At 69.6% G+C, this 23,597-nt stretch carries 28 protein-coding genes and 1 pseudogene; 22 read left to right on the forward strand and 7 right to left on the reverse strand.

Annotated features, from left to right (window positions below; genetic code table 11):
• Nucleotides 1-198: 198 nt before the first annotated feature.
• The 9 genes from Q5425_RS45895 (at nucleotide 199) to Q5425_RS35585 (ending at nucleotide 9,370) form a co-directional block, all read left to right on the forward strand.
• A complete protein-coding gene (locus Q5425_RS45895; RefSeq protein ID WP_396135322.1) occupies nucleotides 199-738 on the forward strand; it encodes a hypothetical protein in 540 nt (179 codons plus the stop codon).
• A complete protein-coding gene (locus Q5425_RS35550; protein WP_308676759.1) occupies nucleotides 717-1,175 on the forward strand; it encodes an MFS transporter in 459 nt (152 codons plus the stop codon). The genes Q5425_RS45895 and Q5425_RS35550 overlap by 22 nt, the downstream gene beginning before the upstream one ends.
• Nucleotides 1,172-1,831, forward strand: coding sequence for a hypothetical protein (locus Q5425_RS35555; RefSeq protein ID WP_308676760.1), 660 nt, complete (start codon nucleotides 1,172-1,174; stop codon nucleotides 1,829-1,831). Before Q5425_RS35550 ends, Q5425_RS35555 begins: the two co-directional genes overlap by 4 nt.
• 137 nt (nucleotides 1,832-1,968) lie before the next feature.
• The gene (locus Q5425_RS35560) at nucleotides 1,969-3,579 is read left to right on the forward strand and encodes an ABC transporter substrate-binding protein (RefSeq protein WP_308676761.1); all 1,611 of its coding nucleotides are present in this window, start codon (nucleotides 1,969-1,971) and stop codon (nucleotides 3,577-3,579) included.
• Complete coding sequence (locus tag Q5425_RS35565) at nucleotides 3,576-4,529, forward strand: ABC transporter permease (protein WP_308676854.1); 954 nt, start codon at nucleotides 3,576-3,578, stop codon at nucleotides 4,527-4,529. The genes Q5425_RS35560 and Q5425_RS35565 overlap by 4 nt, the downstream gene beginning before the upstream one ends.
• Nucleotides 4,522-5,343: an ABC transporter permease gene (locus Q5425_RS35570; RefSeq protein ID WP_308676762.1), complete on the forward strand. Its 822-nt coding sequence runs from the start codon at nucleotides 4,522-4,524 to the stop codon at nucleotides 5,341-5,343. Before Q5425_RS35565 ends, Q5425_RS35570 begins: the two co-directional genes overlap by 8 nt.
• Nucleotides 5,340-6,902, forward strand: coding sequence for an ABC transporter ATP-binding protein (locus Q5425_RS35575; protein ID WP_308676763.1), 1,563 nt, complete (start codon nucleotides 5,340-5,342; stop codon nucleotides 6,900-6,902). The genes Q5425_RS35570 and Q5425_RS35575 overlap by 4 nt, the downstream gene beginning before the upstream one ends.
• A 165-nt stretch (nucleotides 6,903-7,067) precedes the next feature.
• Nucleotides 7,068-8,198, forward strand: a complete 1,131-nt coding sequence (sfnG, locus tag Q5425_RS35580) for a dimethylsulfone monooxygenase SfnG (protein ID WP_308676764.1) — start codon at nucleotides 7,068-7,070, stop codon at nucleotides 8,196-8,198.
• Nucleotides 8,195-9,370 (forward strand): acyl-CoA dehydrogenase family protein, encoded by a 1,176-nt coding sequence (locus Q5425_RS35585; RefSeq protein ID WP_308676765.1) that lies wholly within the window; start codon nucleotides 8,195-8,197, stop codon nucleotides 9,368-9,370. The genes sfnG and Q5425_RS35585 overlap by 4 nt, the downstream gene beginning before the upstream one ends.
• A gap of 606 nt (nucleotides 9,371-9,976) precedes the next feature.
• Here Q5425_RS35585 and Q5425_RS35590 read toward each other — a convergent pair.
• A complete protein-coding gene (locus Q5425_RS35590) occupies nucleotides 9,977-10,153 on the reverse strand; it encodes a hypothetical protein (RefSeq protein ID WP_308676766.1) in 177 nt (58 codons plus the stop codon).
• Complete coding sequence (locus Q5425_RS35595; protein WP_308676767.1) at nucleotides 10,147-10,899, reverse strand: alpha/beta fold hydrolase; 753 nt, start codon at nucleotides 10,897-10,899, stop codon at nucleotides 10,147-10,149. Before Q5425_RS35595 ends, Q5425_RS35590 begins: the two co-directional genes overlap by 7 nt.
• Nucleotides 10,900-11,092: 193 nt before the next feature.
• On the opposite strand from Q5425_RS35595, the pseudogene Q5425_RS45900 reads away from it, so the two are divergent.
• A pseudogene (locus Q5425_RS45900) lies at nucleotides 11,093-11,209 on the forward strand (SDR family NAD(P)-dependent oxidoreductase); the annotation flags it as partial.
• A gap of 73 nt (nucleotides 11,210-11,282) precedes the next feature.
• Nucleotides 11,283-11,573: a hypothetical protein gene (locus Q5425_RS35600; RefSeq protein WP_308676768.1), complete on the forward strand. Its 291-nt coding sequence runs from the start codon at nucleotides 11,283-11,285 to the stop codon at nucleotides 11,571-11,573.
• Here Q5425_RS35600 and Q5425_RS35605 read toward each other — a convergent pair.
• Nucleotides 11,539-13,116 (reverse strand): glycoside hydrolase family 44 protein, encoded by a 1,578-nt coding sequence (locus Q5425_RS35605; protein ID WP_308676769.1) that lies wholly within the window; start codon nucleotides 13,114-13,116, stop codon nucleotides 11,539-11,541. The genes Q5425_RS35600 and Q5425_RS35605 overlap by 35 nt on opposite strands.
• Nucleotides 13,117-13,264: 148 nt before the next feature.
• On the opposite strand from Q5425_RS35605, the gene Q5425_RS35610 reads away from it, so the two are divergent.
• The 3 genes from Q5425_RS35610 (at nucleotide 13,265) to Q5425_RS35620 (ending at nucleotide 14,437) form a co-directional block, all read left to right on the forward strand.
• Nucleotides 13,265-13,669, forward strand: coding sequence for a hypothetical protein (locus tag Q5425_RS35610; protein ID WP_308676770.1), 405 nt, complete (start codon nucleotides 13,265-13,267; stop codon nucleotides 13,667-13,669).
• Between the two features lie 113 nt (nucleotides 13,670-13,782).
• Entirely contained in the window at nucleotides 13,783-14,190 is a 408-nt protein-coding gene (locus Q5425_RS35615) for a hypothetical protein (RefSeq protein ID WP_308676771.1), read from the forward strand.
• A complete protein-coding gene (locus Q5425_RS35620) occupies nucleotides 14,162-14,437 on the forward strand; it encodes a tetratricopeptide repeat protein (protein WP_308676855.1) in 276 nt (91 codons plus the stop codon). Before Q5425_RS35615 ends, Q5425_RS35620 begins: the two co-directional genes overlap by 29 nt.
• Before the next feature lie 171 nt (nucleotides 14,438-14,608).
• Here Q5425_RS35620 and Q5425_RS45905 read toward each other — a convergent pair whose 3' ends face one another.
• Nucleotides 14,609-14,845 (reverse strand): hypothetical protein, encoded by a 237-nt coding sequence (locus Q5425_RS45905; RefSeq protein ID WP_396135323.1) that lies wholly within the window; start codon nucleotides 14,843-14,845, stop codon nucleotides 14,609-14,611.
• Nucleotides 14,846-15,214: 369 nt separating this feature from the next.
• The gene (locus tag Q5425_RS35625) at nucleotides 15,215-16,141 is read right to left on the reverse strand and encodes a hypothetical protein (protein WP_308676772.1); all 927 of its coding nucleotides are present in this window, start codon (nucleotides 16,139-16,141) and stop codon (nucleotides 15,215-15,217) included.
• 324 nt (nucleotides 16,142-16,465) lie between these two features.
• Between Q5425_RS35625 and Q5425_RS35630 the strand changes: the two genes are divergently transcribed.
• The 3 genes from Q5425_RS35630 to Q5425_RS35640 all read left to right on the forward strand — a co-directional run bounded on the left by Q5425_RS35630 (nucleotide 16,466) and on the right by Q5425_RS35640 (nucleotide 18,288).
• Entirely contained in the window at nucleotides 16,466-16,837 is a 372-nt protein-coding gene (locus tag Q5425_RS35630; RefSeq protein ID WP_308676773.1) for an NYN domain-containing protein, read from the forward strand.
• An 88-nt stretch (nucleotides 16,838-16,925) separates the two neighbouring features.
• The gene (locus Q5425_RS35635; RefSeq protein WP_308676774.1) at nucleotides 16,926-17,435 is read left to right on the forward strand and encodes a hypothetical protein; all 510 of its coding nucleotides are present in this window, start codon (nucleotides 16,926-16,928) and stop codon (nucleotides 17,433-17,435) included.
• A gap of 361 nt (nucleotides 17,436-17,796) precedes the next feature.
• Nucleotides 17,797-18,288, forward strand: coding sequence for a nuclear transport factor 2 family protein (locus Q5425_RS35640; protein WP_308676775.1), 492 nt, complete (start codon nucleotides 17,797-17,799; stop codon nucleotides 18,286-18,288).
• Nucleotides 18,289-18,809: 521 nt separating this feature from the next.
• Here the strand turns inward: Q5425_RS35640 and Q5425_RS35645 are convergent.
• Complete coding sequence (locus Q5425_RS35645; RefSeq protein WP_308676776.1) at nucleotides 18,810-19,376, reverse strand: TetR family transcriptional regulator; 567 nt, start codon at nucleotides 19,374-19,376, stop codon at nucleotides 18,810-18,812.
• A gap of 83 nt (nucleotides 19,377-19,459) precedes the next feature.
• Between Q5425_RS35645 and Q5425_RS35650 the strand changes: the two genes are divergently transcribed.
• Nucleotides 19,460-20,341: an aldo/keto reductase gene (locus tag Q5425_RS35650; protein ID WP_308676777.1), complete on the forward strand. Its 882-nt coding sequence runs from the start codon at nucleotides 19,460-19,462 to the stop codon at nucleotides 20,339-20,341.
• 192 nt (nucleotides 20,342-20,533) lie between these two features.
• Nucleotides 20,534-21,505, forward strand: coding sequence for a DJ-1/PfpI family protein (locus Q5425_RS35655; protein ID WP_308676778.1), 972 nt, complete (start codon nucleotides 20,534-20,536; stop codon nucleotides 21,503-21,505).
• Here Q5425_RS35655 and Q5425_RS35660 read toward each other — a convergent pair.
• Nucleotides 21,502-22,068, reverse strand: coding sequence for a hypothetical protein (locus Q5425_RS35660; protein WP_308676779.1), 567 nt, complete (start codon nucleotides 22,066-22,068; stop codon nucleotides 21,502-21,504). The genes Q5425_RS35655 and Q5425_RS35660 overlap by 4 nt on opposite strands.
• Nucleotides 22,069-22,202: 134 nt before the next feature.
• Between Q5425_RS35660 and Q5425_RS35665 the strand changes: the two genes are divergently transcribed.
• The 3 genes from Q5425_RS35665 to Q5425_RS35675 are packed head-to-tail and all read left to right on the forward strand — an operon-like array spanning nucleotide 22,203 to nucleotide 23,313.
• The gene (locus Q5425_RS35665; RefSeq protein WP_308676780.1) at nucleotides 22,203-22,355 is read left to right on the forward strand and encodes a hypothetical protein; all 153 of its coding nucleotides are present in this window, start codon (nucleotides 22,203-22,205) and stop codon (nucleotides 22,353-22,355) included.
• An 18-nt stretch (nucleotides 22,356-22,373) separates the two neighbouring features.
• Nucleotides 22,374-22,688 (forward strand): hypothetical protein, encoded by a 315-nt coding sequence (locus Q5425_RS35670; RefSeq protein WP_308676781.1) that lies wholly within the window; start codon nucleotides 22,374-22,376, stop codon nucleotides 22,686-22,688.
• Nucleotides 22,689-22,719: 31 nt separating this feature from the next.
• Nucleotides 22,720-23,313, forward strand: a complete 594-nt coding sequence (locus Q5425_RS35675; RefSeq protein WP_308676782.1) for a class I SAM-dependent methyltransferase — start codon at nucleotides 22,720-22,722, stop codon at nucleotides 23,311-23,313.
• Nucleotides 23,314-23,597 lie beyond the last annotated feature (284 nt).

Consider the following 23,597-nt stretch of genomic DNA (forward strand, 5'->3'; position numbering starts at 1 on the left):
TGCCCATGACCTGGGAGACCGTCCATTGCGGACGCTGTTCCGCTTGGCGGACACGAAACGGACAACGCGCGGCAGAACACCCGCACGGCGGGACACTTACCGTCCATATACTGAGACAGCGAATCAATCACTGGGTTCGGTAGGCCAACTTCCTAAAAGTCCTGAGCGTCACTCGATCGGCTGAACCTTGAAGGTGCTGTGGTCAACCCTCCGCCGACACCCACCGGTGTCCCGGCCCTCGCGGCACGTTCCCTGCCGGCCGCGGTGTGGCGCGTCGTCCGCTCCGGGTGGTGGACGTCCGTCTGCGCGTTCCTGATCGTCGTCATCGTGCTGCTCGCCGCCGGGGCGGACCTGTTCGTTCTCCTCGAAGGGCAGAGCCTGACCCCGGACAACGCGACGCCGACGCCGAGCGCGGTGCCCAGCACCGTCGCGCCGAGCCCGACCAGCAGCGACCCGCGCGCCGTGGGCGACGAGCGCGAAGAGGTCGACACCGGTCAACGGCTCGACGCCGAACCAGTGCGCCCCGCTCACCCCGCCCAGCGCCCCGGCGGGCAGCCCGGTCGGGCCGACACGAAGGAACTGCCGCCCAACCTGTGGGCGCCGATCATCGTCGTCGCCAGCCTGGCCATCCCGTCGATGATCGGCAGCGAGGCCGCTGGGAAAGGCCTCGCATGCCCGCGCTCCTGCCCCGTGGCGGACCACCCCGCCTGCTCGCCGTGGCGACTCTGGTCACGATGACCGGCTACGGCGTCTACCTGACCGCCGGAGTCCTGTACTTCACCCGGGCGGTGCACCTGCCCGCCGGTCAGGTCGGCGCCGGCCTGACCATCGCCGGCGCGGTGTCACTCGCGGCCGGGATCCCGTTCGGCCACCTCGCCGACCGCCACGGCGCCCGCACCGTCTACGCACTCACGCTCGTGCTCGGCGCGATCTCCATGACCGGCCTCTGCCTGGCCCGGGACTTCTGGTCCTTGTGGCCTTCGCGAGTCTCGGCGCCGCGGCCCAGACGGCGGACCGGCGGCACGCAGCCCGCTGGTCCAGGAGTACGGCGGCGACCGGCCGGCCGAGTTCCGCGGCTACCTGCGCTCGGTGACCAACCTCGGCATCGCGCTCGGCGCGTTGCCGGCGGGCTGGGGCGTCGCGGCCGACACCCCGCAACGCATACCTGTTGGTGATCGGCGGCAGCGCGGTGTCCTACGCGGCGAGCCCGGCCATCGTGCTGTTCCTCCCGGCGGTCCCGCCGAAGCCGGCCGGGACGGGACCGCGCTGGGTGGCGTTGCGAGACCGTCCGTACCTGGCACTGACCCTGCTCGACGGCGTGCTGGCGATCCAGTACCGGGTGCTGACCGCGGCGGTCCCGCTGTGGCTGGTCGCCCGGACCACGGCGCCGAACTGGACGATCTCCGGCGTGATGGTGGTCAACACCGTGATCGTCGTGTTCTTCCAGGTCCGGGCGAGCCGCCGGATCGATACGACCCGGGCGGGCGCGGTGGCGTTCCGACGCGCCGGCTTCGCGTTCCTCGCCGCCTGCGTGGCGATCGCGGCCAGGGCGGGCGCCCCGACGTGGCTGGCTCTCGTTTTCCTGCTGTCGTTTGCGCTGGCGCCCCCGCACGCGGTCGGCCAGTACCAGGGCCTCTTCGGGATGGGACTGGGGCTCGGCGTGACGCTGGGCCCCGCGGTGCTGATCGCCCTGTGCATCACTTGGGGCACACCGGGCTGGTTCGTGATCGGCGGCATTTTGGCCGCGACCGGCCTGGCCGTTCCGGCGGTGGTCCGCTGGGCCGAGCGCGACCGGTCGCGACAGGCCGCGGTCGAGCCACAGGTCGCGTGACCGTTTTGGCTTGTGTGTCAAGGGTCTGTCGTAACGGTGCCAGGGAATGAGACTCCGGTTCGCACAGTGGGACGGCCTCAAGCGCTTGGCTAGCGTCGCACTCGAAGACGCAACCGTTCCCTGCTGGAGGCCGTCCGGTGTCCCCACTTTCCTTCGCCCGCAACGCCGCGGCCGTGCTCGCCTTGCCCGTGCTGCTGACCGCCTGTTCCGCCGCGGGCACCGAACAGGCCGCCGACGCCGGTCCGCCGAAGCCAGGCGGCACGCTGCGGCTGGGCATCTCGTCGGCGCCCGACTGCATCGATCCGCAGCAGGCCGCCACGAACGCGTCGATCAACGTCGGCCGCCAGCTGGTCGACTCGCTGACCGACCAGGACCCGAAGACCGGGGAGATCAAGCCGTGGCTGGCCGAAAAGTGGGAGATCAGCCCGGATTCGACGGCCTTCACGTTCCACCTGCGCTCCGGCGCGACCTTCTCCGACGGCAGCCCGGTCGACGCGGCCGCCGTGAAGACGAGTTTCGACGGCATCAAGGCCCTCGACACGAAGGCCCAGCTCGGTTACGGCTACCTCGCCGCATACAAGGCGTCGACCGTCGTTGACCCGCAGACCGTGCGCCTCGAGTTCTCCGCGCCGAGCGCCCAGTTCCTGCAGGCGAGCTCAACGATGTCGCTCGGTCTCCTCGCGCCGGCGGCGTTCAAGCAGACCCCGGAGCAGCGCTGCCAGGGCACCGGCCTGATCGGCTCCGGGCCGTTCGTATTCGAAAGCCTGAAGCAGAACCAGGAAATCGTCCTGGCCAAGCGCAAGGGTTACGCCTGGGGCTCGTCGCTGTTCAAGCACCAGGGCGAGGCCTACCTCGACAAGATCGACTACAAGATCGTGCCGGAGCCCGGTGTCCGCACCGGCAGCCTCGCGTCCGGCCAGCTCGACGCGGCCACCGACATCCAGCCGGTCGACGAGCCGCAGTTCACGGGCAACGGCTTCAGCGAGAACATCCGGCCCAACCCCGGAGTCGTGTTCAACCTGCACGCCAATACCACCCGCGGCGTGCTCGCCGACGAGAAGGTGCGCCAGGCCGTGCTCAAGGGCGTCGACCGCACCGAGGTCGTGAACACCGTGCTGACGGCGTCCTACAAGCCCGCCACCAGCATCCTCGGCTCGGCGACGCCGCTCTACGACGACCTCTCGCAGCAACTCGCGTACGACCAGAAGGGCGCCGCCGCGCTGCTCGACGCCGACGGCTGGGTGCCCGGGCCCGACGGGATCCGCGTCAAGAACGGGCAGCAGCTGAGCGCGTCCGTCGTGTTCTCGCCGGTGTTCAACCAGAACCGCAGCGTGCTGGAGCTGGTCCAGCAGCAGCTCCGCAAGATCGGCTTCGACCTGCGGATCGAGCAGCACACGACGGCCGAGACGACGCAGATCCAGCTGTCCGGAAACTATGACTTCCTCTGGTACAACGTGACCCGCGCCGACCCGGACATCCTGCGCGGCCAGTTCTCCACGAAGGCGGGCAACCGCAGCAAGCTGACGCCGGGCAACCCGCTCGACGTCGCGCTCGACGCGCAGTCGTCCACCGTGGACAACTCCAGGCGCAAGCCGCCGGCCGACGAGGTGCAGAAGCTGATCGTCGACCACGCCTACGCGATCCCGGTGTTCGAGCTGACCCAGGTCGTCGCGCTCAGCTCGAAGGCGCACGCCGTCGGCTTCGAGGCGTCGTCACGGCTGCAGCTGTTCGACGCGTGGCTCTCGTGAGGCGGTACCTGCTCCGCCGCGTCGGGCAGGCGGTGTTCGTGCTGTGGGCGGCCTTCACGCTGTCGTTCTTGATCCTCTACCTGCTGCCGGGGGACGCCGTTTCGGCGAAGCTCGCCAGCGGGGAGGCGGGGTCGTCGGCGACGCCTGAGCAGCTCGCGGCCGCCCGCGCGGAGTACGGCCTCGACTCGCCATTGCCGGTCCAGTACCTGAAACGGCTAGTCTCGGCGCTGCACGGTGACTTCGGCCGCAGCGTCGCCACCGGCGATGATGCGACGCACATGGTCGTCACGGCGCTGCCGCCGACGCTCGCGGTGACCGGGCTGGCGCTGGTCTTCGCGGTTCTGTTCGGCGGCGGCTCGGCGTTCCTCGGCACCTTCACTCGGTTCCGCTGGCTGCGGCAGACGCTGCTGTCCCTGCCATCGCTGGCCATCTCGCTGCCGCCGTTCTGGGTCGGGCTGCTACTCATCCAGTTCTTCTCGTTCCGCCTGCGGCTGCTGCCGGCGCTCGGTACGCAGGGCTTCGCCGCGGTGATCCTTCCCGCGATCACCCTCGCGCTGCCGACCGGCGCGATCATCGGGCAGGTGCTGGCGAAGAGCCTGGCCACGCAGCAGGAGCAGCCGTACGCGGAGATCGCTGCGGCCAAGGGCGCGAGCCGCTGGCGCGTCCATTTCGGACACCTGCTGCGCAACGCGGCCGTGCCGACGCTGACCGTCGCCGGGGTGGTGGCGGGCAACCTCGTGGCGGGTTCGGTGATCACGGAGACGGTGTTCTCGCGCGACGGCGTCGGCCGGATCACCGCGGCCGCCGTCACCGCCCAGGACGTCCCGGTCGTGCAGGCAGTGATCGTGCTGGCCGCGCTGGTGTTCGTGGTGCTCAACCTGATCGTCGACCTGCTCTACCCGCTGCTCGACCCGCGCATCGCCCGGACGCCGGAGGCGGCCCGTGGTTGACCTCGCCACCCCTGCTCGCGTGGTGCGCCGCCCCGGTCTCGTGCTCGCCATCGCGGTGCTGGCGTTCGTGCTGCTGGCAGCCTTCGTGCCGGCGCTGCTGACCGGGTACGACCCGATCACCGGCATCCCGAAGGAACGGCTGCAGGGCCCATCGCTGCAGCACCTCTTCGGCACCGACGAGACCGGCCGGGACGTCTACGCACGGGTCATCCACGGCGCGGCGCTCTCGCTGCGCGCTACCGCGATCGCCGTGCTCGTCGCTTTGGTCGCGGGCTCCGCGCTGGGCCTGCTGGCCGGGTTCCGCGGCGGCTGGGCGGACACCGCGATCATGCGGATCGTCGACGTCTTCCTGGCCATCCCGCCAATCCTGCTGTCCCTGGCCCTGGTCACCGCGCTGGGCTTCGGCACGACGAACGTCGCGATCGCCGTCGGCATCGCCAACCTCGCGTCCTTCGCACGGGTCATGCGCGCGGAGGTGCTGCGCGTGCGCAACGGCGTGTACGTCGAAGCCGCGCGAGCCTCCGGCGTCCGCTGGTCGGGCGTGCTACTGCGGCACGTCCTGCCCAACGCGGCGGGACCAGTGCTCGCCCTGGCGACCCTCACGCTCGGCACGGCCGTGCTCGAGGTGTCGGCGCTGAGCTTCCTCGGCTTCGGCGCGACGCCGCCGACACCGGAGTGGGGTGCGCTCGTCGCCGGCGGGCGCAGTTTCCTGGCCACGGCCTGGTGGATGACGACGTTCCCGGGGCTGACGGTCGCGGCGGTGGTGCTGTCCGCGAACCGGCTGTCCCGCGCACTGGACGGAGGAGACCGATGACCTTACTGCGGATTTCCCAGCTCGCCGTGTCGTACAAGACGGTCCCGGCCGTCCGTGACGTCAGCCTCGACGTCGGCGCCGGTGAAGTGGTCGCCGTCGTCGGCGAGTCGGGCTCCGGCAAGTCGACCACCGCGCACGCGGCGATCGGCCTGCTGCCCCGGGGCGGGCGGGTCGACGGCGGCACGATCACGTTCGAAGGCCGCGACCTGCTCGCGCTGTCGGACAAGCAGTGGCGCGGGGTGCGCGGGCGCGAGATCGCACTGGTACCGCAGGACCCGGCGGTGTCGCTCAACCCGGTGCACCGGATCGGCGACCAGGTCGCCGAGGTGCTGAAGATCCACGGCCTCGCGGACCGCCGGTCCGCCGGCGTGCAGGCGATCGAGCTGCTGGAACGCGCGGGCGTACCGCAGCCGGAGCTGCGGGCACGGCAGTACCCGCACCAGCTGTCGGGCGGCCTGCGGCAGCGTGTGCTCATCGCGGCCGCGCTGGCCGGACAACCGAAGCTGATCATCGCCGACGAGCCGACCAGCGCACTCGACGTCACCGTGCAGCGGCGCATCCTCGACCACCTGACATCACTCGCCGCCGAATCGGGCACGGCGATCCTGCTGATCACCCATGACCTCGGCGTCGCGGCCGACCGGGCGTCGCGGATCGTGGTGCTCTCGCAAGGTTCGGTCGTGGAGGAGGGCTCGTCGGTCGTCAGCGCTCCGACCCACCCGTACACGCAGCAACTGCTCGCGGCAGCGCCGAGTATGTCGAGCGCCCTGCGTCCGGCAGCGCCGCCCGCCAAGCCGCTGGTCTCCGTGCGCGACCTCGCGAAGACGTTCGACGCCGGCATCCGCGCGGTCGACGGCGTCTCGTTCGACATCCCGCGCGGGCAGACCCTGGCGCTGGTCGGCGAATCCGGCTCCGGCAAGTCGACGACCGCGCGGATGGTCCTGCGGCTGGAGCGGCCGTCGGCGGGTTCGGTGCGGTTCGACGGCCAGGACATCACTGCGCTCGGCGGCGACGAACTCCGGCGGTTGCGGCGGCGGATGCAGATCGTGTACCAGAACCCGTACGCGTCCCTGAACCCGAGGTTCTCCATCGAGGACGTGGTCGCGGAGCCGTTGCGGGCGTTCGGGGTGCCGGACCGCCGGGCCCGCGTTTCCGAGCTGCTGGAGCAGGTGGCGCTGCCGTCGTCGGTGGCGCGCCGGAAGCCGGCGGAGCTGTCGGGTGGCCAGCGGCAGCGGGTGGCGCTCGCGCGGGCCCTGGCGCTGAAGCCGGATCTGGTGGTGTGCGACGAACCGGTGTCGGCGCTGGACGTCTCGGTCCAGGCCCAGATCCTGCGGTTGCTCGCCGAGCTGCAGTCCTCGCTGGGCCTGTCTTACCTGTTCATCTCGCACGACTTGGCGGTGGTCCGGCAGCTCGCGGACCACGTCGGGGTCATGCGCGCCGGGGAGCTGGTGGAGCTGGGCCCGGCTGCCCACGTGCTGGAGAAACCGGAGTCGGAGTACACGAAGGAGCTGCTGGCGGCGATTCCGGGGCGTTCGGTGCTGAGTGCTGCGAAAAGGTAACCCATGGGGCGGCTTTGCTCGAATCGGAGCCCATGACTACAGGACTGTAGGCCTCGCCGCGCCGTCGTAACAGTGCAGCGCCGGTTCGTTCAGTGCTTGGGAATCCGGGTTCTCATTCTCTGGATGCCGTTGCTGTGCGCGGCGCGGTACCCCACTCTGCCGATCATGACCCAGCTCCACGAACCTCTGAAATTCGCCTATTGGGTGCCGAACGTCAGCGGCGGGCTCGTCACCAGTGACATCGAGCAGCGCACCGACTGGGGGTACGAATACAACCGGGACCTCGCGGTCATCGCGGAGAACAACGGTTTCGAATACGCGCTCACGCAGGTGCGCTACACCGCAAGCTACGGCGCCGCCTACCAACACGAATCGACCGGCTTCAGCCTCGCCCTCCTGCTGGCGACCCAGCGGCTGAAAGTCATCGCGGCCGTGCATCCGGGACTCTGGCAGCCCGGTGTGCTGGCCAAGTTCCTGGCCAGCGCGGACGTCCTCTCCGGCGGCCGGGCCGCGGTGAACGTCGTCAGCGGCTGGTTCAAGGACGAGTTCACCGGGCTCGGCGAACCGTGGCTGGAACACGACGAACGCTATCGCCGGTCCGAGGAGTTCATCCAGGTGCTCAAGGAACTGTGGACGAACGACCACGCCGAGTTCTCCGGCGACTTCTACCGCATCCACGATTTCGACATCAAACCCAAGCCGATTTCGGGAGAGGGCCGTCCGCATCCGGAAGTCTTCCAGGGCGGGAACTCCACCGCCGCGCGCAAGCTGGCCGGCCGCGTGTCGGACTGGTACTTCAGCAACGGGAAGGACTACGACGGCTTCAGCGAGCAGGTGGCCGAGGTCCGCGGCTACGCCGCCGAAAACGACCACGCCGTGCGATTTGGCCTGAACGGGTTCGTGATCGCCCGCGAAAGCGAGTCCGAAGCGCGGGACGTGTTGCGCGAGATCGTCGCCAAAGCCAATGTGGAAGCCGTCGAGGGCTTCCGTTCCGCCGTGCAGCAGGCCGGCAACTCCACCACGGACAAGAAGGGCATGTGGGCGGATTCGGAGTTCGCCGACCTCGTCCAGTACAACGACGGCTTCCGCACTCGGCTCATCGGCACCCCGGAGCAGATCGCCGAACGCGCCATCGAATACAAGCGCCGCGGCGCGAGCCTGCTGCTGCTCGGCTTCCTGCACTTCCAGGAGGACGTGGAGTACTTCGGCAAGCACGTGCTCCCGATCATCCGGGAGCTGGAAAAAGACCTCGACCACAGCGCCGCAACACCCGAACCCGTGAGGAGCCGAGCATGACCGACTGGATCGAACGCGCCCGCGAGGTCGCCGCCAAACTCGCTGTCGACGCCGTCGAACGCGACCGTCGCGGCGAAACCCCGTACCAGGAAGTCCAGTTGCTGAAGGACGCCGGCCTGGTGACCCTCCTCGGCCCGGCCGAGCACGGTGGCGGCGGACAGACCTGGGAAACCGCGTACCGGGTGATCCGCGAGATCGCCGAGGCCGACGGCTCGATCGGGCAGCTGCTGGGCTACCACTACCTGTGGGCCTGGGCCGCGCGCTTAGTGGCCACGGACGCCCAGGTGGCCGCGGTCGAAGAGCTTTACACGACGGGCAATCTGTTCTTCGGCGGCGCGGTGAACCCGCGCGACTCCGACCTGACGATCACCGAGGACGGCGACTCCATCGTCTACAACGGGCACAAGTCGTTCTCCACCGGCGGCAAGGTGTCCGACCTGACCGTGCTCGAAGGCGTCCTCGAAGGAACCGAGGACCACATCTTCGCGATCGTCCCGTCGCTGCAGGAGGGCATCACCTTCCACGACGACTGGGACAACATCGGCCAGCGGCTCACCGAATCCGGCAGCGTGACGATCGAGAACGTCCGGGTGCCGTGGGAGTCGGCGGCCGGCTACGTCGACCGCAAGTTCCAGCCGCTGGTGTATAACACCCTCAACGTCCCGGCGATCCAGCTCGTCTTCACGAACTTCTACCTCGGCATCGCCCAGGGCGCACTGAAGACGGCGCTCGCCTACACACGGGACCGGACCCGGGCTTGGCCCTACGGCGGCGACGACAAGCAGGCCGCGTCGGAGGAGTGGTACATCCTCGACGGCTACGGCGACCTGCAGGCCAAGCTGTGGGCGGTCGAGGCCCTGGTGGACAAGGCCGGTGCGGCGATCTCCCGCGTGCTGCACGCCCCGCGGGAGGAGTTGACGCCCGAAGCGCGCGGCGAGGTGGCGGTGCTGATCGCCGCGGCCAAGCAGCGCACGGTGGACACCGGCCTGGAGATCGGCACGAGGATCTTCGAGCTGACCGGGGCGCGGGCGAGCGCGTCGAAGTACGGCCTCGACCGGTTCTGGCGCAATCTGCGGACGCACTCGCTGCACGACCCGCTGCCGTACAAGCGCCGCGAGGTGGGCGTGCATGCCCTGCTCGGCGAATACCCCACGCCGACCTGGTACACCTGAGCGGAGTTCAGGCCGGGGCGGGGACGATCCGGCCGAAGACATCGCCGGTCATCCGCCACGACGTGGTCATCGAGCTGTGCCGAGCGTCGCTCGTTCCTTCGTTGGGGACACCGACGTGGTCCGAGCTTCAGAGAACCGATGACCCGTCGTGGCGCGGGCGCCGACCGGCCGCTTGCCAGAGTGATAACCGTGAACACACCGACGTGGGAAATCTCCCGCGCAGAAGCGGGTCACCCAAGCGGCAGGTCAGTGGCGAACTTCAGGGTGGGGTTATGGATCAACTCGGTCTCTGCCACAGTAGATAGGTCTTGGAACAACGTTTCGGTGAGCACGCCGCAGTCGTGGTCATCTTCGTGTTCGGGCAGGTCTGCGTAGCGTTCGTCGAAGCTGGCCGCCTCGTCGTCACGGCGGCTTCCGCTGAGCGGAGGATGAGGTGCAGCGCCATCTCCTCGGCTGGACAGCGGGGTTGGGGCCAGTTGCCCAGCGGCGAGGTCGACGCTGAGGTCGTCGAAGGAGCGTGCGGCTTGCCGGCGCCGGTTTCGCCAGTCTGCGACCCAGGACGGCGGCCTCCGTGATCGCGACCGTCCCGCGCATGTCGGCGTAGCTTCACGCTGCGAGCGTCCGGATCAGCAGCGCCAGTTCCCGCGGTTTCGAAGCGAATGGCGAATGGCTGCTCTCGAGCGAGCCGATCCGGAAGCGGTGGGCTGGTGCGAACCGGTCGGCCTCGGCGATCATCCTGCGCTGCAGCGCGGGGGTGACGACCCGGTCCTGCGTCGTCAGCACGTACGAGCGCGGTATCGATCCCCGCCGTTCCCGGGTCGCGCCGACCTCGGCCGCGGCGATCCGGGTGGGGTTGTCCGGGACCAGACCGTTGGCGAAGGCCAGGAACCGCTTTTCGTCGACGTCGCCGTAGAAGGTGCGGTGCAGCAGCGCGCGGTAGCCGGTGTCGTGCTGCGGAAGTTGATCCGGGTCGCCCCGATCGCTGCCGGGTCGCCGATGTAGAGGTCCGGGTAGCGGGGTCCGGCCTCGGGCAGGCGGAGGTAGGCGGCGGCCGACCCGAGCAGCGTGGGCACGAGGGCCGCGACGTAGACGAGGTGGTCGACCAGGCCGGGAGCCTGCTTCACGGCCCGCGTCACCGTGAGCCCGCCGAGGCTGTGCGCGACGAGGACGAGCTTGCGCCCGGCACCGCGCAGCCGCCGGAGAGCGGCCACGACGACGTCGGCGGTGTCGTCCAGCGTCAGGTCCCGCAGCGGCGAGGCCTTGGTCGTGAGCCCCTGCTGCCCGGTGGTCAGGTACGACACCGGGAACCGCGCGTTCGGTCCTGCGCCCGGCAGGTCGAGAGCGCAGACGCGGGCGCCCGCCGCCGTGAGCTCGAAGCTCACCTCCGCCCAGACGGCACCGCTGTGCCACGCCCCGTGCGCCAGGACGAAGTCCGTCTCGGCTGCCGTGCCGTGACCCGGCGGCGGCTCGAACCCGGCCAGCAATGCGCTCCCGAGGATCGTGCGCCGGTTCGGCGGCGAGCTGGTCAAAGTCGGTTCCCTTCCCGGCTGTACCGCGCCGCGTGCCGGGCCGCGAGGTAGCCGGACGTCACGGCGCAGCCGATCCGGCATCCCGGTCCCGGATACTCCGACGCGGTGAACGAGTGTGCGTCGTCGCCACAGACGTACAGACCCGGCACGCCTGCTCGCCACGATGACGGAGATTTGCGCGGCCCTGCCGGGGATGACCGCGCGGGGCCGCGGCCACCTCGTCACCGTTTGCAGCATGAGCTCGTTCCTGCCGCTGCCCGGATACGCCGCCTACGGCGCCACCAAGCGCGCGGTGCGGGCCTTCCACCACGCGGTGGCCCTCGAGGAACGCCGTGGCCCGCTGGACTTCACGATCGTCCACCCCGCCGTCCACGCGCACGAAGATGCTGGAGCAGGAGCTGGCCGATCCGACCTCGGCGGTCGCCTTCGCGGAGAAGGCGGCCACCCCGGAGGACGTGGCCAAGGTCGTGGTCGCGGCGTTCGCCAAGAAGCCCGTGGAGGTCGTCTTCCCTGCCGTGGGCGGGCGAGTCCAGCGGCTCGCCGGCGCACTGCCGGTGCTGATCCGCCGGGTGATGCCCGTCGTCGAGGCGAAGGGGCGAAGGGCACGCGAACGGCTCGTCCGCGCCCTCGCTGATTTCCTCAGTTGCGGTGCTGTGGCAGGACCAGCAGGGTGATGGAGTTCGCCGGGTAGGTCGTGGTGACACTGCCGCGGTTCACCGGCAGATCGTCGCCCCGCACGATCGAGGAGAGATCGGCCGGGCTGTAGGTGAACCGCTGCGCCTTGCCGGTGCCGAACCCCGCGATCGACAGGGGAGAGCTGAGTTCGGTGCCGGTCTTGTTGATCACCATGAGCGTGAGTGCCCCGTCGCAGCGGCGTTGCGCGCCGTAGACGGCGAGCTGTCCCTGGTCGGTGCTGGCCGCCGAGACGCTGATGTCGCCGAACTTGCTTCCGGCGCCGTCGTAGTTGCGGTACATCCGGAACGCGTACGCGCCCGGGTCGGTCGGCTTCGGTTCTCCCCACATGGTGGCGAGGTCGAGGCCCTCGCGGCCGAAGACGCCGAGAATGTCGGCCTCGGCGAGCGCGCCGTTGATGTCGTCCAGCGCGCCCCAGTTGTACTCGGTGATGGCGGTCTTGGTGCCGGGGTTGTACTGGGCGATCCACGACTTCATCGTGCGGATGAACTGCAGCGGCGGCGCGTTGACGCCGCTCGGGCCGATCCAGGACTCCTCGACGTACGACGGGTCCCACAGCGACCGGATGGACCGCAGCCGCAATGCGTTGGCTTCGGGGGTCTTGTCGCCGCTGATCTGCGGGTAGAAGTGCTGGTCGAAGTAGTCGAGGTAGCGCTTGCCGCCGTGGGCGTCGCTGTAGTCCTTCATGTTCTTCAGGTACCACTGGGAGAGGTTGAGCCCGCCGTGCGCGGCCGAATCGGCGCCCGGTCCGCAACCGTCCACGCCGGACGCAACCCACTCGCAGTATCCCCAGCCGGACGGGCCGAGGACCGCCGCGCTGGGGTCGGCGGCCTTGATCGCCGCGGCGGCCGCGGTGCCCTTGCTGCCGAGTTCGTCGTTCGAGACGGGTTCGGGGTGCACGTCCCGGTGTGTGCTGGACCAGAGCACCGGTTCGTTGTCGAGTTCGTAGATCGGCACGCCGCCTTGGGCCGCCGTGCCGAACTGCGACACCAGGTGCGACACCATTTCGCCGTCGAACGCCGCGTCCGCGGGGATCGAGGTGTCGGTGGGGACGCCGGTGAGGTTCTGCTGGTTGAGCTTCCCGTTGCCGCAGTTGGGGTCCCACTGGTCGAAGCCGTCCTGCTGCGGGAACCGGGCCGCGGGGAACCCGCAGGCGAACGGGTGGGACGAGGGCGAGTCCTTGGCCACCCACCCGCTCAGGGGCACGGCGACGACCGGCTTGATGCCGCGGTCGAGGTTGGACTCGACCATCCCCTCGACGGAGTGTTCCTGGTCGGCGACGATGTTCTCGAAGTACCAGTCGCTGCCGGTGTTGTAGGTGTGGTTTTTGAAGTTGTAGCGGCTGGTGGCGTTACCGCCCCAACGCGCGACCGTCTGGCCGATTTCGGCGTTGAACGCCGGATCGCCGCCGTTGAGGCCGTAGATGTCCGGGCTGATCGGGTGCCGGCCCGCGAACAGGTTCACCGACAGGCTCAGCCCGGCGGCGGAAGCCGGTGGTGCTCCGGTGGTCAAGAGCGCTGCCACCAGGCAACCGCCCGCGGCGAGGGACTTGCCGGACCGTAAGCGATTCCGTCGCTGAACAGCCACCGGGAAACTCCTGACGTCGACGTGTGGGAGCGCTCCCATACGATACTCGCCGGACGTCGGTCGTCAATCGGCCGAGTGGAAGCCGGTGCCGTTCTCGTTGGCGGACCGGCACATTCGCGACGGCAGCGGTTGTAACTTTTCACCTGTCGGGACGGCTGCCTCGCTATTGGCGTCCGGGCGAGGCGACCAAGTCGCCAGGACCTCGCTGTTCTCCGTCAAGATCTCCATGACTGGTACTTCGGAGAAGAAGCTGGCGGCCTGTTCCTTACTCAGCGTGCCCAGAACAGTTATCCGAAGCTTCAAAATGCTCTGGGTCGAGGCCATGGACGTGGGCGAAACGCCCCTGTCCAACCACGAGACAAGGGCACTGCGCGACCTCGCCAGCGAACTCAGGCACCAACTCAGCGCAGACATCGGGACAGCCAGCCCGTCGCGGGTGAAGACCAAGCACCTCGGCTCGACGCCACCGCCGCCGGAGCGGTACAGCTGACCTTGGCCTGACCTCGTCTTCGTGGCGTTCGCCGACCCGGTCCCCGATCGAGCGACGTGGTCAGTACAGTTGGCCCGCGTCGTTGATCATGACGTTGACCTGGGGGATGGTCGGTGGGCGCTGAGCCTTTACCCGCTGTCGCGCCGGGCCTCGCCGCTGGTTTCCGCGTCGGGTTCCTCGGTCGCGACGGCGCTGATCAGCGTCTTCCACTCGACGCCGCGGCCGCGACCTCGCTGGCGGCGACCCTCACCGATCTGGATCCACGCACTCCGGCGGACTGGCCTGCCTATCGGATTGCCCTGTTCCATGCGCGGGCTCTGCTGGACCACACCACGCACGACATCGACACCACGCAGACCAGTCGGCTGCTCAACGCGCTAGGCGTCTACCTCCGCGACGTCGGCACCGCCATCGGCTACCTCACCCGCGCCTGCGACGGCTCAACGCCTCAACGGCCCCGACCACCCCAACACGCTGGGCGCGCGGAACAACCTGGCAAGCGCCTACGTGTCGGCGGGTGATCTCAGGCGGGCGATCCCGCTGTACGAGGCCACCCTCGCTGACCGGGAGCGGGTGCTGGGGCCCGACCACGCCGACACGCTGGGCGCGCGGAACAACTTGGCCTACGCTTACCAGGCGATGGGTGATTTGGTGCGGGCGATCCCGCTGTACGAGGCCACCCTCGCCGACAGCGAACGGGTGCTGGGACCTAACCACCCCGCAACCAGCGCCATCCGCTCGAACCTCGCCAGGGCTCGATCGGCCTGAGCCGCCACCGTGCGGTGGTTGCGGAACCGACCGACCGTGGCGCCGAATGCCCGCTCATCGGCATGACAGGACGTTCGCTGGTGCGAGAACACCGTCATGGCCGCCGACGGGCGCCTGTCGTCAAACGATCGTTCGACGACAGATGAGTCGGCTGAGCTGTTCCGGCGGGGGTCACCGGTCCGCGAGTACGCGTCGTACGAGGGCTGGAAGGGTCGTCGGGTCTGCCGGGATGGTGCCGCGCCAGGCGATGTGTCCGTCGGGGCGTACCAGGAGTGCGGCGTTCGCGTGGTCGGCGCCGAGGAGGCGTGCCCACTGTCGGGGGTCGGCTTCCTGCTGTCGGGCGGTGCGTACGGCCCGGAGGGTGAGGGGGTCCCGGCGTGCCGTACGGCTTCGGCCTGCGCCTGCCACCAGCGCATCCCGGGCGGCCGAGCGGTCGCAGGTACACCGGGAACAGCGGAGTCTCCAGCCACTGCACCAGCTCGGCCGGCTGCCACTCCGGTGGCGGCGGCTTCCGCGTACCCGATCCAGCCCGCATCATGACCCCGTCCGGCGAAGCCGCTCGGCGAGCTTGACCCGGGTCTCGTCATGGGACTGCTGGACGACGTCGTGGTAGGACGTCTCGTACCACGCACCGGCCGGACCATCACCGGTCGGCGGCCGGTGGCCAGCACGGAACCTGGGAGCACCGCTACGGCCGCCCGTGCACCCAGCCGACGTTCGCCGGCTCCCTCGTCCTGATGGTTTCCCGCCCCGCCGGGTCGTGAGCCCGGCGCGTCGTCAGGCCGGTCCGGTACCCGGCCGGCGCTCCGGCGGTGGTGTGAACGCGCGGACCTTGCGTTGCAGATGCAGAAGTGTGGTCGGCGGGTCGTTCGCGAGTTTCCGCGTGATCTCGTCGAGGACAGCCCAGTATTCCTGCTTCCGGTTCCAGGGCACGGAAGTCGTGGCGATTCGCGCGATGGCGCAGCGCACGGCGAGCCGGACGCGCAGTACGGTGTGCTCGCCTTCGTAGGCGGGTGTGTCGCATAAGGCCGGTATGGCGGACAGCTCGTCGACCAAGGCGGTGTGGGCCGCTTGCGCGGTGGTGCGGAGATCGTCGCCGTGACCCAGCACGCCGCGGACCGTGCGTTGCAGCGCCAGCGCGACGAGTGCGGTGATCGCGGCCTTGACCACTTCCTTGACCAGCGTGTCGCCGACCGCGAGCGCCGCCGGAAGCGCGGAGCCCGCTGCGATGCCCAACAGGACTCCGACCTTCACGATGAACCTGATGATGCGGTCCAGCAGCGAGTGGTCTTTGGTGATCTCCACTTGCCGCAGCTGCTTGCGGAGCAGTTCGATCCCGGTGAGCGCGTCGTGCCGCTCGGCCGGGCTCAGCCCGCCGTGCCGGATAAGGGAGTCGGTTACCGTGCTTACGTCCGTGGCAGGCAGGTTCAGGATGTCCGCCACTTCGGCGAGCGGAAGCGCGGCCAGGCTCGAGATCGCGACGAACCGCGGCACCGCCTCCTTGACCGTCTGCCGGGCGCGCCCGCGATCCGACAACCGCAGCTGCGCCTCGGCCTGGCCGAGCAGGATGTCCAGATCGCCCACGACCGTCCTGAGCGCGTCGTCGGCGAGCTTCCGGTCGTCGGCCAGACGGGCGGCGGTACGAGCCTGCTCGTGTTCGATCAGGTGGCTGAGCACCGGCGGCCCGACGGCGGACTGCGTCACCTCCGGCCGGGGCGGGCGGGAAGGGACCGCGTCCGCCCGCTTCCCGGACCTGGCCGCCCGGCGCGCGGCTTCCCGTCGAGCGCGCTCGACGAGGGACTCCGCCTCCTGCTGGGGTGGGGTGGAAAGGTCGCGACGTCCTGGACCCGGCGTTATATAGCTCATCGTCCCCCTGCCGACAGCCGATGCGGACACCCAGAATAGGCCGGGTCGCCGAACGGCGCAGCAATTCGGCGGCCGGATGCCTATTCGGACGCAAGCAACTCCTGCAGTTCCAGTCACGGCGCGGCCCAGTTCCTCGGCGAAGCGCACCATCTCGCCCTCGACATGCTTGGGGGTGCTCAAGGAAATATCCAGCGTTCGGGCAGCGCTGGATGTTGTCCGACGGCGCGGAACTGGTGCTCAGGTAGGCGTTCCGCATCACCAGCCAGCCCGGCTAGGAGCAGAGCGCGGGGAATTCCGTTTCTACACGCCGTTTCCGGATCAGCTTGGGCACGGTCGTCCCGTAAGAACGGCGCGGACATCCGGATGACCGTGGACGCGGCGGAGACGTTGATCGAGTACCCCTCGGTGGATGCGTTCATGCTGGCCGGCGGGGACAGCGACTTCTCGCCGCTGGTGTCGAAGCTGAGGGAGCTCGGCAAGCACGAGTCATGTGCACCCACACGCAACCGCCACCCACCCGCGCCCGCCGCTTGATCACCGTCACGCCGCCGGAGGCGGCCCGCCGCACGAGCTCACCACCGCGACCGCCGGCCCGCCGATCACCGTTCCGCGACCGGCGCTGATGGCGGACCGCTTGATCTCCGACGGGTTCCCGGCGACCGTGGAAGGCGTGCTCGGCTGGCTGACGAAGTTGAACGAAACCGCGCTGCGCGGCGGCGACCCGGCCATCTACCTGCGGGCCTATGGCGAATCCGCGCTTCCACACGCGCCCGCTCCGCAAGGCAGCGGCCTCTACGCGCTCGTGACGTCCTTCCGCGACCACGCCGACATTCGCCCTGGCGAGCTCAAGCCCGGCTTGACCGTGACCTACGAGGTCACCCAGGGACTGATCAAGGGCACCGCCGACGGCGGCCGGTTCGCGGTGGTGTGCACGCTCGGGCAGCTGAGCTTCGACTACCAGGGCCAGGCCACGAGCACGGGCATCGGCGACTGCCAAGCCCTGCGCTGGACCGGCACCGCCTCGTGCATCGCCCCGGGCACGCGCGCGGCCTACGCGACCTGCGCGTGGCCGGGCAGCGCCGAATCGATCACCGCCGGCTACCGGCCCCTGCACCGGGACCGCGTCCGATGACGCCCCTGGAATTGCCGGAAAGCTGGGCGGGCCGGCCGGACTCGGGATCAGGGCGACCGCCAGCGGGGTCCTGGAGCCGCTCATGGCGGCCACCTGGGCCGCGGCCTCGTTCATCCTGCGCACCGCGTTCCGGCTGGGCGACCTAATTCTCCCTCTTCACCGTGTCCATCACGGACGGACCGGTCACGGCGCTCGTCCCCCCCTGGATTCACCCAGGCGAGTGATCCGCGATTGTGGCCGGCTGACAGCGGCCAGTTTCGAATTCCCCGCGGACGGCCAGTTCTGGGTCCACGGACAGCAGTCAGTGATGATGACGGAAAACCGCCAGCCCCTTGCCCGGCATCGGGCCTAGCGTGGCGGCATGTCCCACGACAATCGCGCCATCGTCCGGGCCGCATGGCAGGCGTTCGCCAGTCACGACGCCGATCAGATCTCCGCGGTCTTCACCGAGGACGCCGAGTGGCTCGCTCCACCGGAGAACGCCACCGCGATCGCACTGGACGGCCCGAGTCACCTGATCGGCAGTAAGGCGATCACTCGCTTCCTTGCCGAGGACTTCTCCCGGTTGTTCGTGCGCGACGTCGCCGTCACATTTCACGGCCTCCACGCCGACGGCGAGCAGGTGATCGTGGAGGAAACCATGACAGCGACGCTGGCCAACGGCAACCACTACACCAACGACTACTGCTTCGTCTTCGAGCTCCGGGACAGCCTCATCCACCGGGTCCGCGAGTACATGGACACCGCCCGCGGGCACCGGATGATCTTCGGGGAAGCCACACCAGTCATCCCCGGCCCCGAGAAGTCAGCAGCCCCGGCAGACAGTCCAATCACCGGCAAGCCGCAACCTTGAGTTACCACTGGCGGCCAGCTCCTTCCCCGCTAACTGGCCGCCAGCGGGGATTTCCAACTGGCCACCAACAGCTGGCCATCAACAGCAGGCCTCAGCAAGCGCGCGGAGCCTTACGCCGTGCTGGACTGCAGCATCGGCGAGATCATGACTCCGGAACCCGAGGCGTTCCCCCTCCCGACCGCCGACACATCCACCAGGCCGCCCCCGGCGGACACCGGCCCGACGTCGTCCCCAAGCGCCGTGACGGACGCTCGCTGCCGCCGACGTGACCGCGACGGACAGAGGCCCGGTCGGGTCATGCATCAGCTGCCTGGCCTGGGGCTACCCCGGACCGAGGGATCACTGTTCGGCCTGCTGCGCAACGGTCCGCAAGTGGGCCTGAGGCACCTGCCTCGCTGCCGACGAGTGACGCATCGCGCCGCGAATACTGCCGGTCGTGCCGGGATAACGCCCGGACCATCGCCCCCGGGACCCGCGACTCCGCCGGCGACCTCCGCCGGCCCGATCCGGGCGGCGTGGACTCAGGGGCGGACGGCGTCGGCCACGAGGTCCAGCAGCCGCCGGGTGCGCTCCGGGTCGTGCCCGGCGGGCGCCGACAGGAACACCCCGAGGAGCAGGAACGTCACGTCTTCGGGGTCGGCGTCGGGGCGCAGCGTGCCCGCCCGTGCGCCCGCCTCGAGGATCGCGCCGATCGCCGCGGTGATGCGCGCGCGGGTTGCGGGCGTGGCGATGCGGCCCGACGCCAGGTTCACGCGGAGGGCGTCGGCCATTCCGCGTTTCGTGGCGAAGAAGGCGGCGTAGCGGTCCATCCAGGCGCGGAGGGCCACCGCGGGCGGGTGCTGGGCGAGCAGGGCCGATGCGCTGGCGGTGACGTCGTCGAGCTCGGCCGCGTAGACGGCCTCGACAAGCGCCTCGCGGGTCGGGAAGTGCCGGTAGAGCGTCCCGATTCCGACGCCGGCCGCGCGGGCGATGGTTTCGAGCGCGACGGAGCCATCGGTGGCGAAGGCCGCCCGCGCGACCTCGACGAGCTTCTCGCGGTTGCGGCGCGCGTCGGCGCGCGCCGCACGCCCGGTTTCGGACGAAGACAAAACGGAGGTCCCTCCGGTTATGCTACGGTCGGCTTAGCGGAGGTTCCTCCGCTTAATCAGCATTGCACGAAAGCGGGACAACCATGCCCTCCAGCCAGCTCGCCGGCCACACCGTCTCCCGCGTCGGGTACGGCGCCATGCAGCTCGAACGCCACCACGACGACCGAGCTGCGGCCGTCGCACTCCTGCGCCGCGCCTTCGACCTGGGCGTCGACCACGTCGACACGGCCGAGTTCTACGGCAACGGCTTCGTCAACGCCGCGATCCGCGAAGCGGCCGGGGACGACGTCCTGGTGGCCACCAAGGTCGGCGCCGAGCCCGACCCCGGCGGTCCGGTCCCGCTCCGCCTCGCGCAACGCCCCGAACAGCTGCGGGCGAGCGTCGAGGCCAACCTGCGCAGCCTCGGCACCGAGCAGGTCGCACTGGTCAACCTCCGCCGCGCCGACCGCCGTCCGGGCGTGCTGGCCGAGGGCGACCAGCTGGTCGACGTCGACGCCCAGCTGGCGGTGCTCACGGCGATGCGCGACGAAGGCAAGATCGGCGCGATCGGCCTCAGCAGCGTGACGCTCGAGACCCTGCGCCACGCCCTCCCGGCGGGCATCGCCTGCGTGCAGAACGCCTACAGCCTCGTCTCGCGTGACGACGAGGAGATGCTGGCGCTGTGCGTGGCGGAAGACATCGCGTGGGTTCCCTACTTCCCGCTCGGCGGTGCCTTCCCCGGCCTGCCGAAGGTGACCGACGAGCCGGCGGTGCTGGCCGCCGCGGCCACGCTGGGTGCGACGCCGGCCCAGATCGGGCTGGCCTGGCTGCTGCACCACGCGCCGAACGTCCACTTGATCCCGGGCACGGCGAGCGCGGGGCACCTGGAGGCGAACATCGCCGCGGGCCGCCTGGTGCTGGACGAGGAGACGCTCGCGGCGCTGGACGCGGTCCCGTCGCGTTCGATGGACGCCGCTCTGGGCTGAGCGCACGTAGCCTGAACCGCGTTCCCGGGGCGAGGGGGATGGGATTTCGAGCGCCCACGACACGGCGGACCGGCGGGTGCAGGTCGTCGCCTACGACAACGCGCAGATCCTCGACGTCGCCTCCTCCAGCGCGACGTTGGAGATCGTGAACGAGTACCGGGCCGGCCACCGTACGCGATCGAACTCGCGACCGTGACCGGAAAGCCGGTACGCAGCTCGTCTGGGATCGGCCTCACCGGAGCCAGGCGGCTCGCCTCGGTGACCGGCCGGCGCGACACGATGCCGGTCGTGGGCGGCCACGGCACGGAAGCGGCGATGACCGACGACAACCTGCTCACGCGGGTGCGGCGGCTGGCGCCCCGCAGCAGGCGGATCGCCTCGGTGTGCACCGGCGCGTTCGTGCGGGCCGCCGCCGGGCTGCTCGACGGCGGCCGGGCCACCACCCACTGGGGCTACAGCGAGCTGATGGCCTCGGCGTTCCCCGCTGTCACCGTGGACCTCGCCCCCGCTCTGCACCCGCGACGGCAACGTCTACACCTCCGCCGGTGTCACCCATCACGCCGCCGACAGGCTGGTCTGGACTACGTGCGTGCCGGTCGCGGAACGACCGTGTTCACCAGCAACGACATCGAGAGCCCTGGCGAGTCCTCCAGCGTGCCGCCCGCGGCGAGTAGCCCTCGACCATCGTGGGCGAGGAGACCTGAGGTCGGCTGCGATCTACAGTGCCCCGGTGCGCTGGGCTACCTGGGCGTAGAGGTTCCCGCAGGGCTGGCCAGTACGCCAAAGATGGGAGATGCACGGGGAGGGTTCAACGGCTTTGTCGTCATTTGCAGGGGCGACGTCCAACAGCCCGCCGGAAGCGCTCAAGTGTTCGCTGGGGCAGCGACCACGATGAAGCCCCGGTTTTCTCGCTGCAGAGCTGATTCGGCCATTCCGAGTCGCGGGCTAGCCGTCGACGGAGATACGGGTCAGATACCGCGTGATTGGTTTGGTGCTCTCGTTGTCGAGGTGGCGCCGCTGGGTGTTCACCAGGTGTCCGGTGTTCAGGTTCTTCTTGGTCGACGAACCATCTACCGGAGACTTCGCTCATTCTCGAACACCAACACACCCAACACCGTCGCCGGCAGCTCGACCCATCGGAGACGAATTCGGTACACGCCTTAGCCGACACTCACCGGCACGTCGCTCAGCCGCCGGACCGCGTCCACGATCTCGTCCGGAGTCGCGTCGAGGGTGTGGGCGAGTACGAGGAACGGGCTGCCGTAGAGCTTCGTCCGCCAGCGCGTCATCGGGCGCACAGCCTTCTCGCCCTCGAGCGCCACATCGAAGACCACGGTCGAGGGCACCGCGCCCGGCTCGCGGGGCACGAACGCGATCACCCGGTACCGCTTCGGTTGCAGGATGAAGAACCACCGCGGCCGCAGGCGGCGGACCCGCACCTCCGCCAGCGCGGACCACGGCACGGTTTCGAACCCGCGCGCTTCGACGCCGTCCGCGCCCAGCCTCACCTGCCACGGTTTGCCGCGGGACCGGACGAACGAGACGACGCCGATGGCCAGCGCCACCACGAAGACGGCGGGCAAGGCGATGGCCACCCACGTCGGCAACAGGCCCCGCGAAGCGACGACCACCTCGAACACCAGGAACGCCGCCAGCACGCCCAGCGTCGGGAGCTGGCCCCGGGCCGAGGGCTTGAGCAGCAAAGGTTCCGAAGACTCGATTCCCATGCTCCGAGTTATACCCGGTGAGGTCGGTAACGAACTCCGCACACAGATGCAAGTTCAGCATAGATTCACGTAATCCTGCATCAATCAGTGCTTGCCGGATGGTTGAGCCGGCGTTATGTCGAAACCCTTACTGCATGGAAGCGCTTGCCGGCCGGTACGACTCGGTCGTCGACGCGCACGGCCGGGCGCTGCTGGAGGAGAAAGACAGCACGCGGTTCGTCGCCGGCGACATCTTCGAGCCGAAGTCGATGATCGAGGACGACACGGTGCGCGAGCACCTGGACTGATCCCGGCCGATCGCGCCGATGTTTGTCGTAACGCTGCACCACGACAAAGGCGATCAGCGCCCGGCTGAGATCATGCGCGTCCGGGCTCGGGTGAAGGTCGGCATCGGGGTCAGCTTCCACGACCTGCGGCACACCGGGCAGACCCTCGCAGCGAGTGCGGGAGCGACGCCGGCCGACTTGAGGAAGCGGCTCGGAGAATCGTCCGCTGCTGCGGCTCTGCGTTATCTCCACGCCGTGGAAGGTCGGGACCGGGAGGTTGCCGACGAACTGAGCAAGCTCGCTGCACGTGGGGACGCTGCCAAGCTGCCCAAGTCGATCATCGTCAAGCACTGAAAATGTCGGTGGTCGCTGAGACGATGCCAGTGTGACGGAGCGTAGGAAAGAGATCTGGGATGCCGAGGCGGCGTCGTTCGACGAGCAGCCGGATCATGGCCTGAGAGACCTGTCGGTGCGGGCAGCGTGGTCCGATCTTCTTCTGCCACTGATGCCGACGGCTCCCGCCACGGTGGTCGACCTTGGTTGCGGGACGGGCAGTCTCGCCGTCCTGCTGGCCCAGGCCGGGTACGCCGTGGACGGCGTGGATCTATCCAGCCGGATGCTCGCCGTAGCCAAGGAGAAGGCCGAAGCGGCAGGGGTGAGCGTCGGGCTTCGCGAGGGCGACGCCGCCAAACCCCCGTGCTCGCCGGGCACGTTTGATGTCGTCCTCGCGCGGCACGTGCTGTGGGCGATGCCCGATCCGGCCGCCGCTCTGGGCAATTGGGTGCGCCTCCTGAAGCCAGGCGGTCGCCTGGTGCTCGTCGAAGGTCGCTGGTTCACCGGGGCGGGAATCTCGGCGGACGAGTGCGAACGGCTCGTGCGTGCTCGCCGAGAGGACGCGACGGTGACCCTGCTGGACGACCCCGCCCTGTGGGGCGGCCCGATCGAAGATGAGCGGTACCTGCTTGTCAGCCGGAGCTGAACGATACCCAAGCCGCCTTTGTCGCCGAGCAACGTAAGGAACCGCGATCGTCACCATCGATCGGTTCGGCGGCCTTCGAATCAGTCGCTGGCCAGGTGCTTGCCGGCTGCGGCGGCGGACCGGGTGCTGCCCACGGTCACCGACAGGCGCAGCATGCTCGTGGGCTGGTGGGCGCCGGTTCGGGTGAAATTTGCCGTCCGGTGACGAGCTACCGTCCTCGGGCATGAGGACGGTAGCTGGCCCCCATGCACGCAAGCCTGCTTACGCCTGGGCCGCGCGGAATT

Origin of the sequence: Amycolatopsis sp. A133 (assembly GCF_031082405.1) — a bacterium.
In the GTDB taxonomy this organism is placed as follows: Bacteria; Actinomycetota; Actinomycetes; order Mycobacteriales; family Pseudonocardiaceae; genus Amycolatopsis.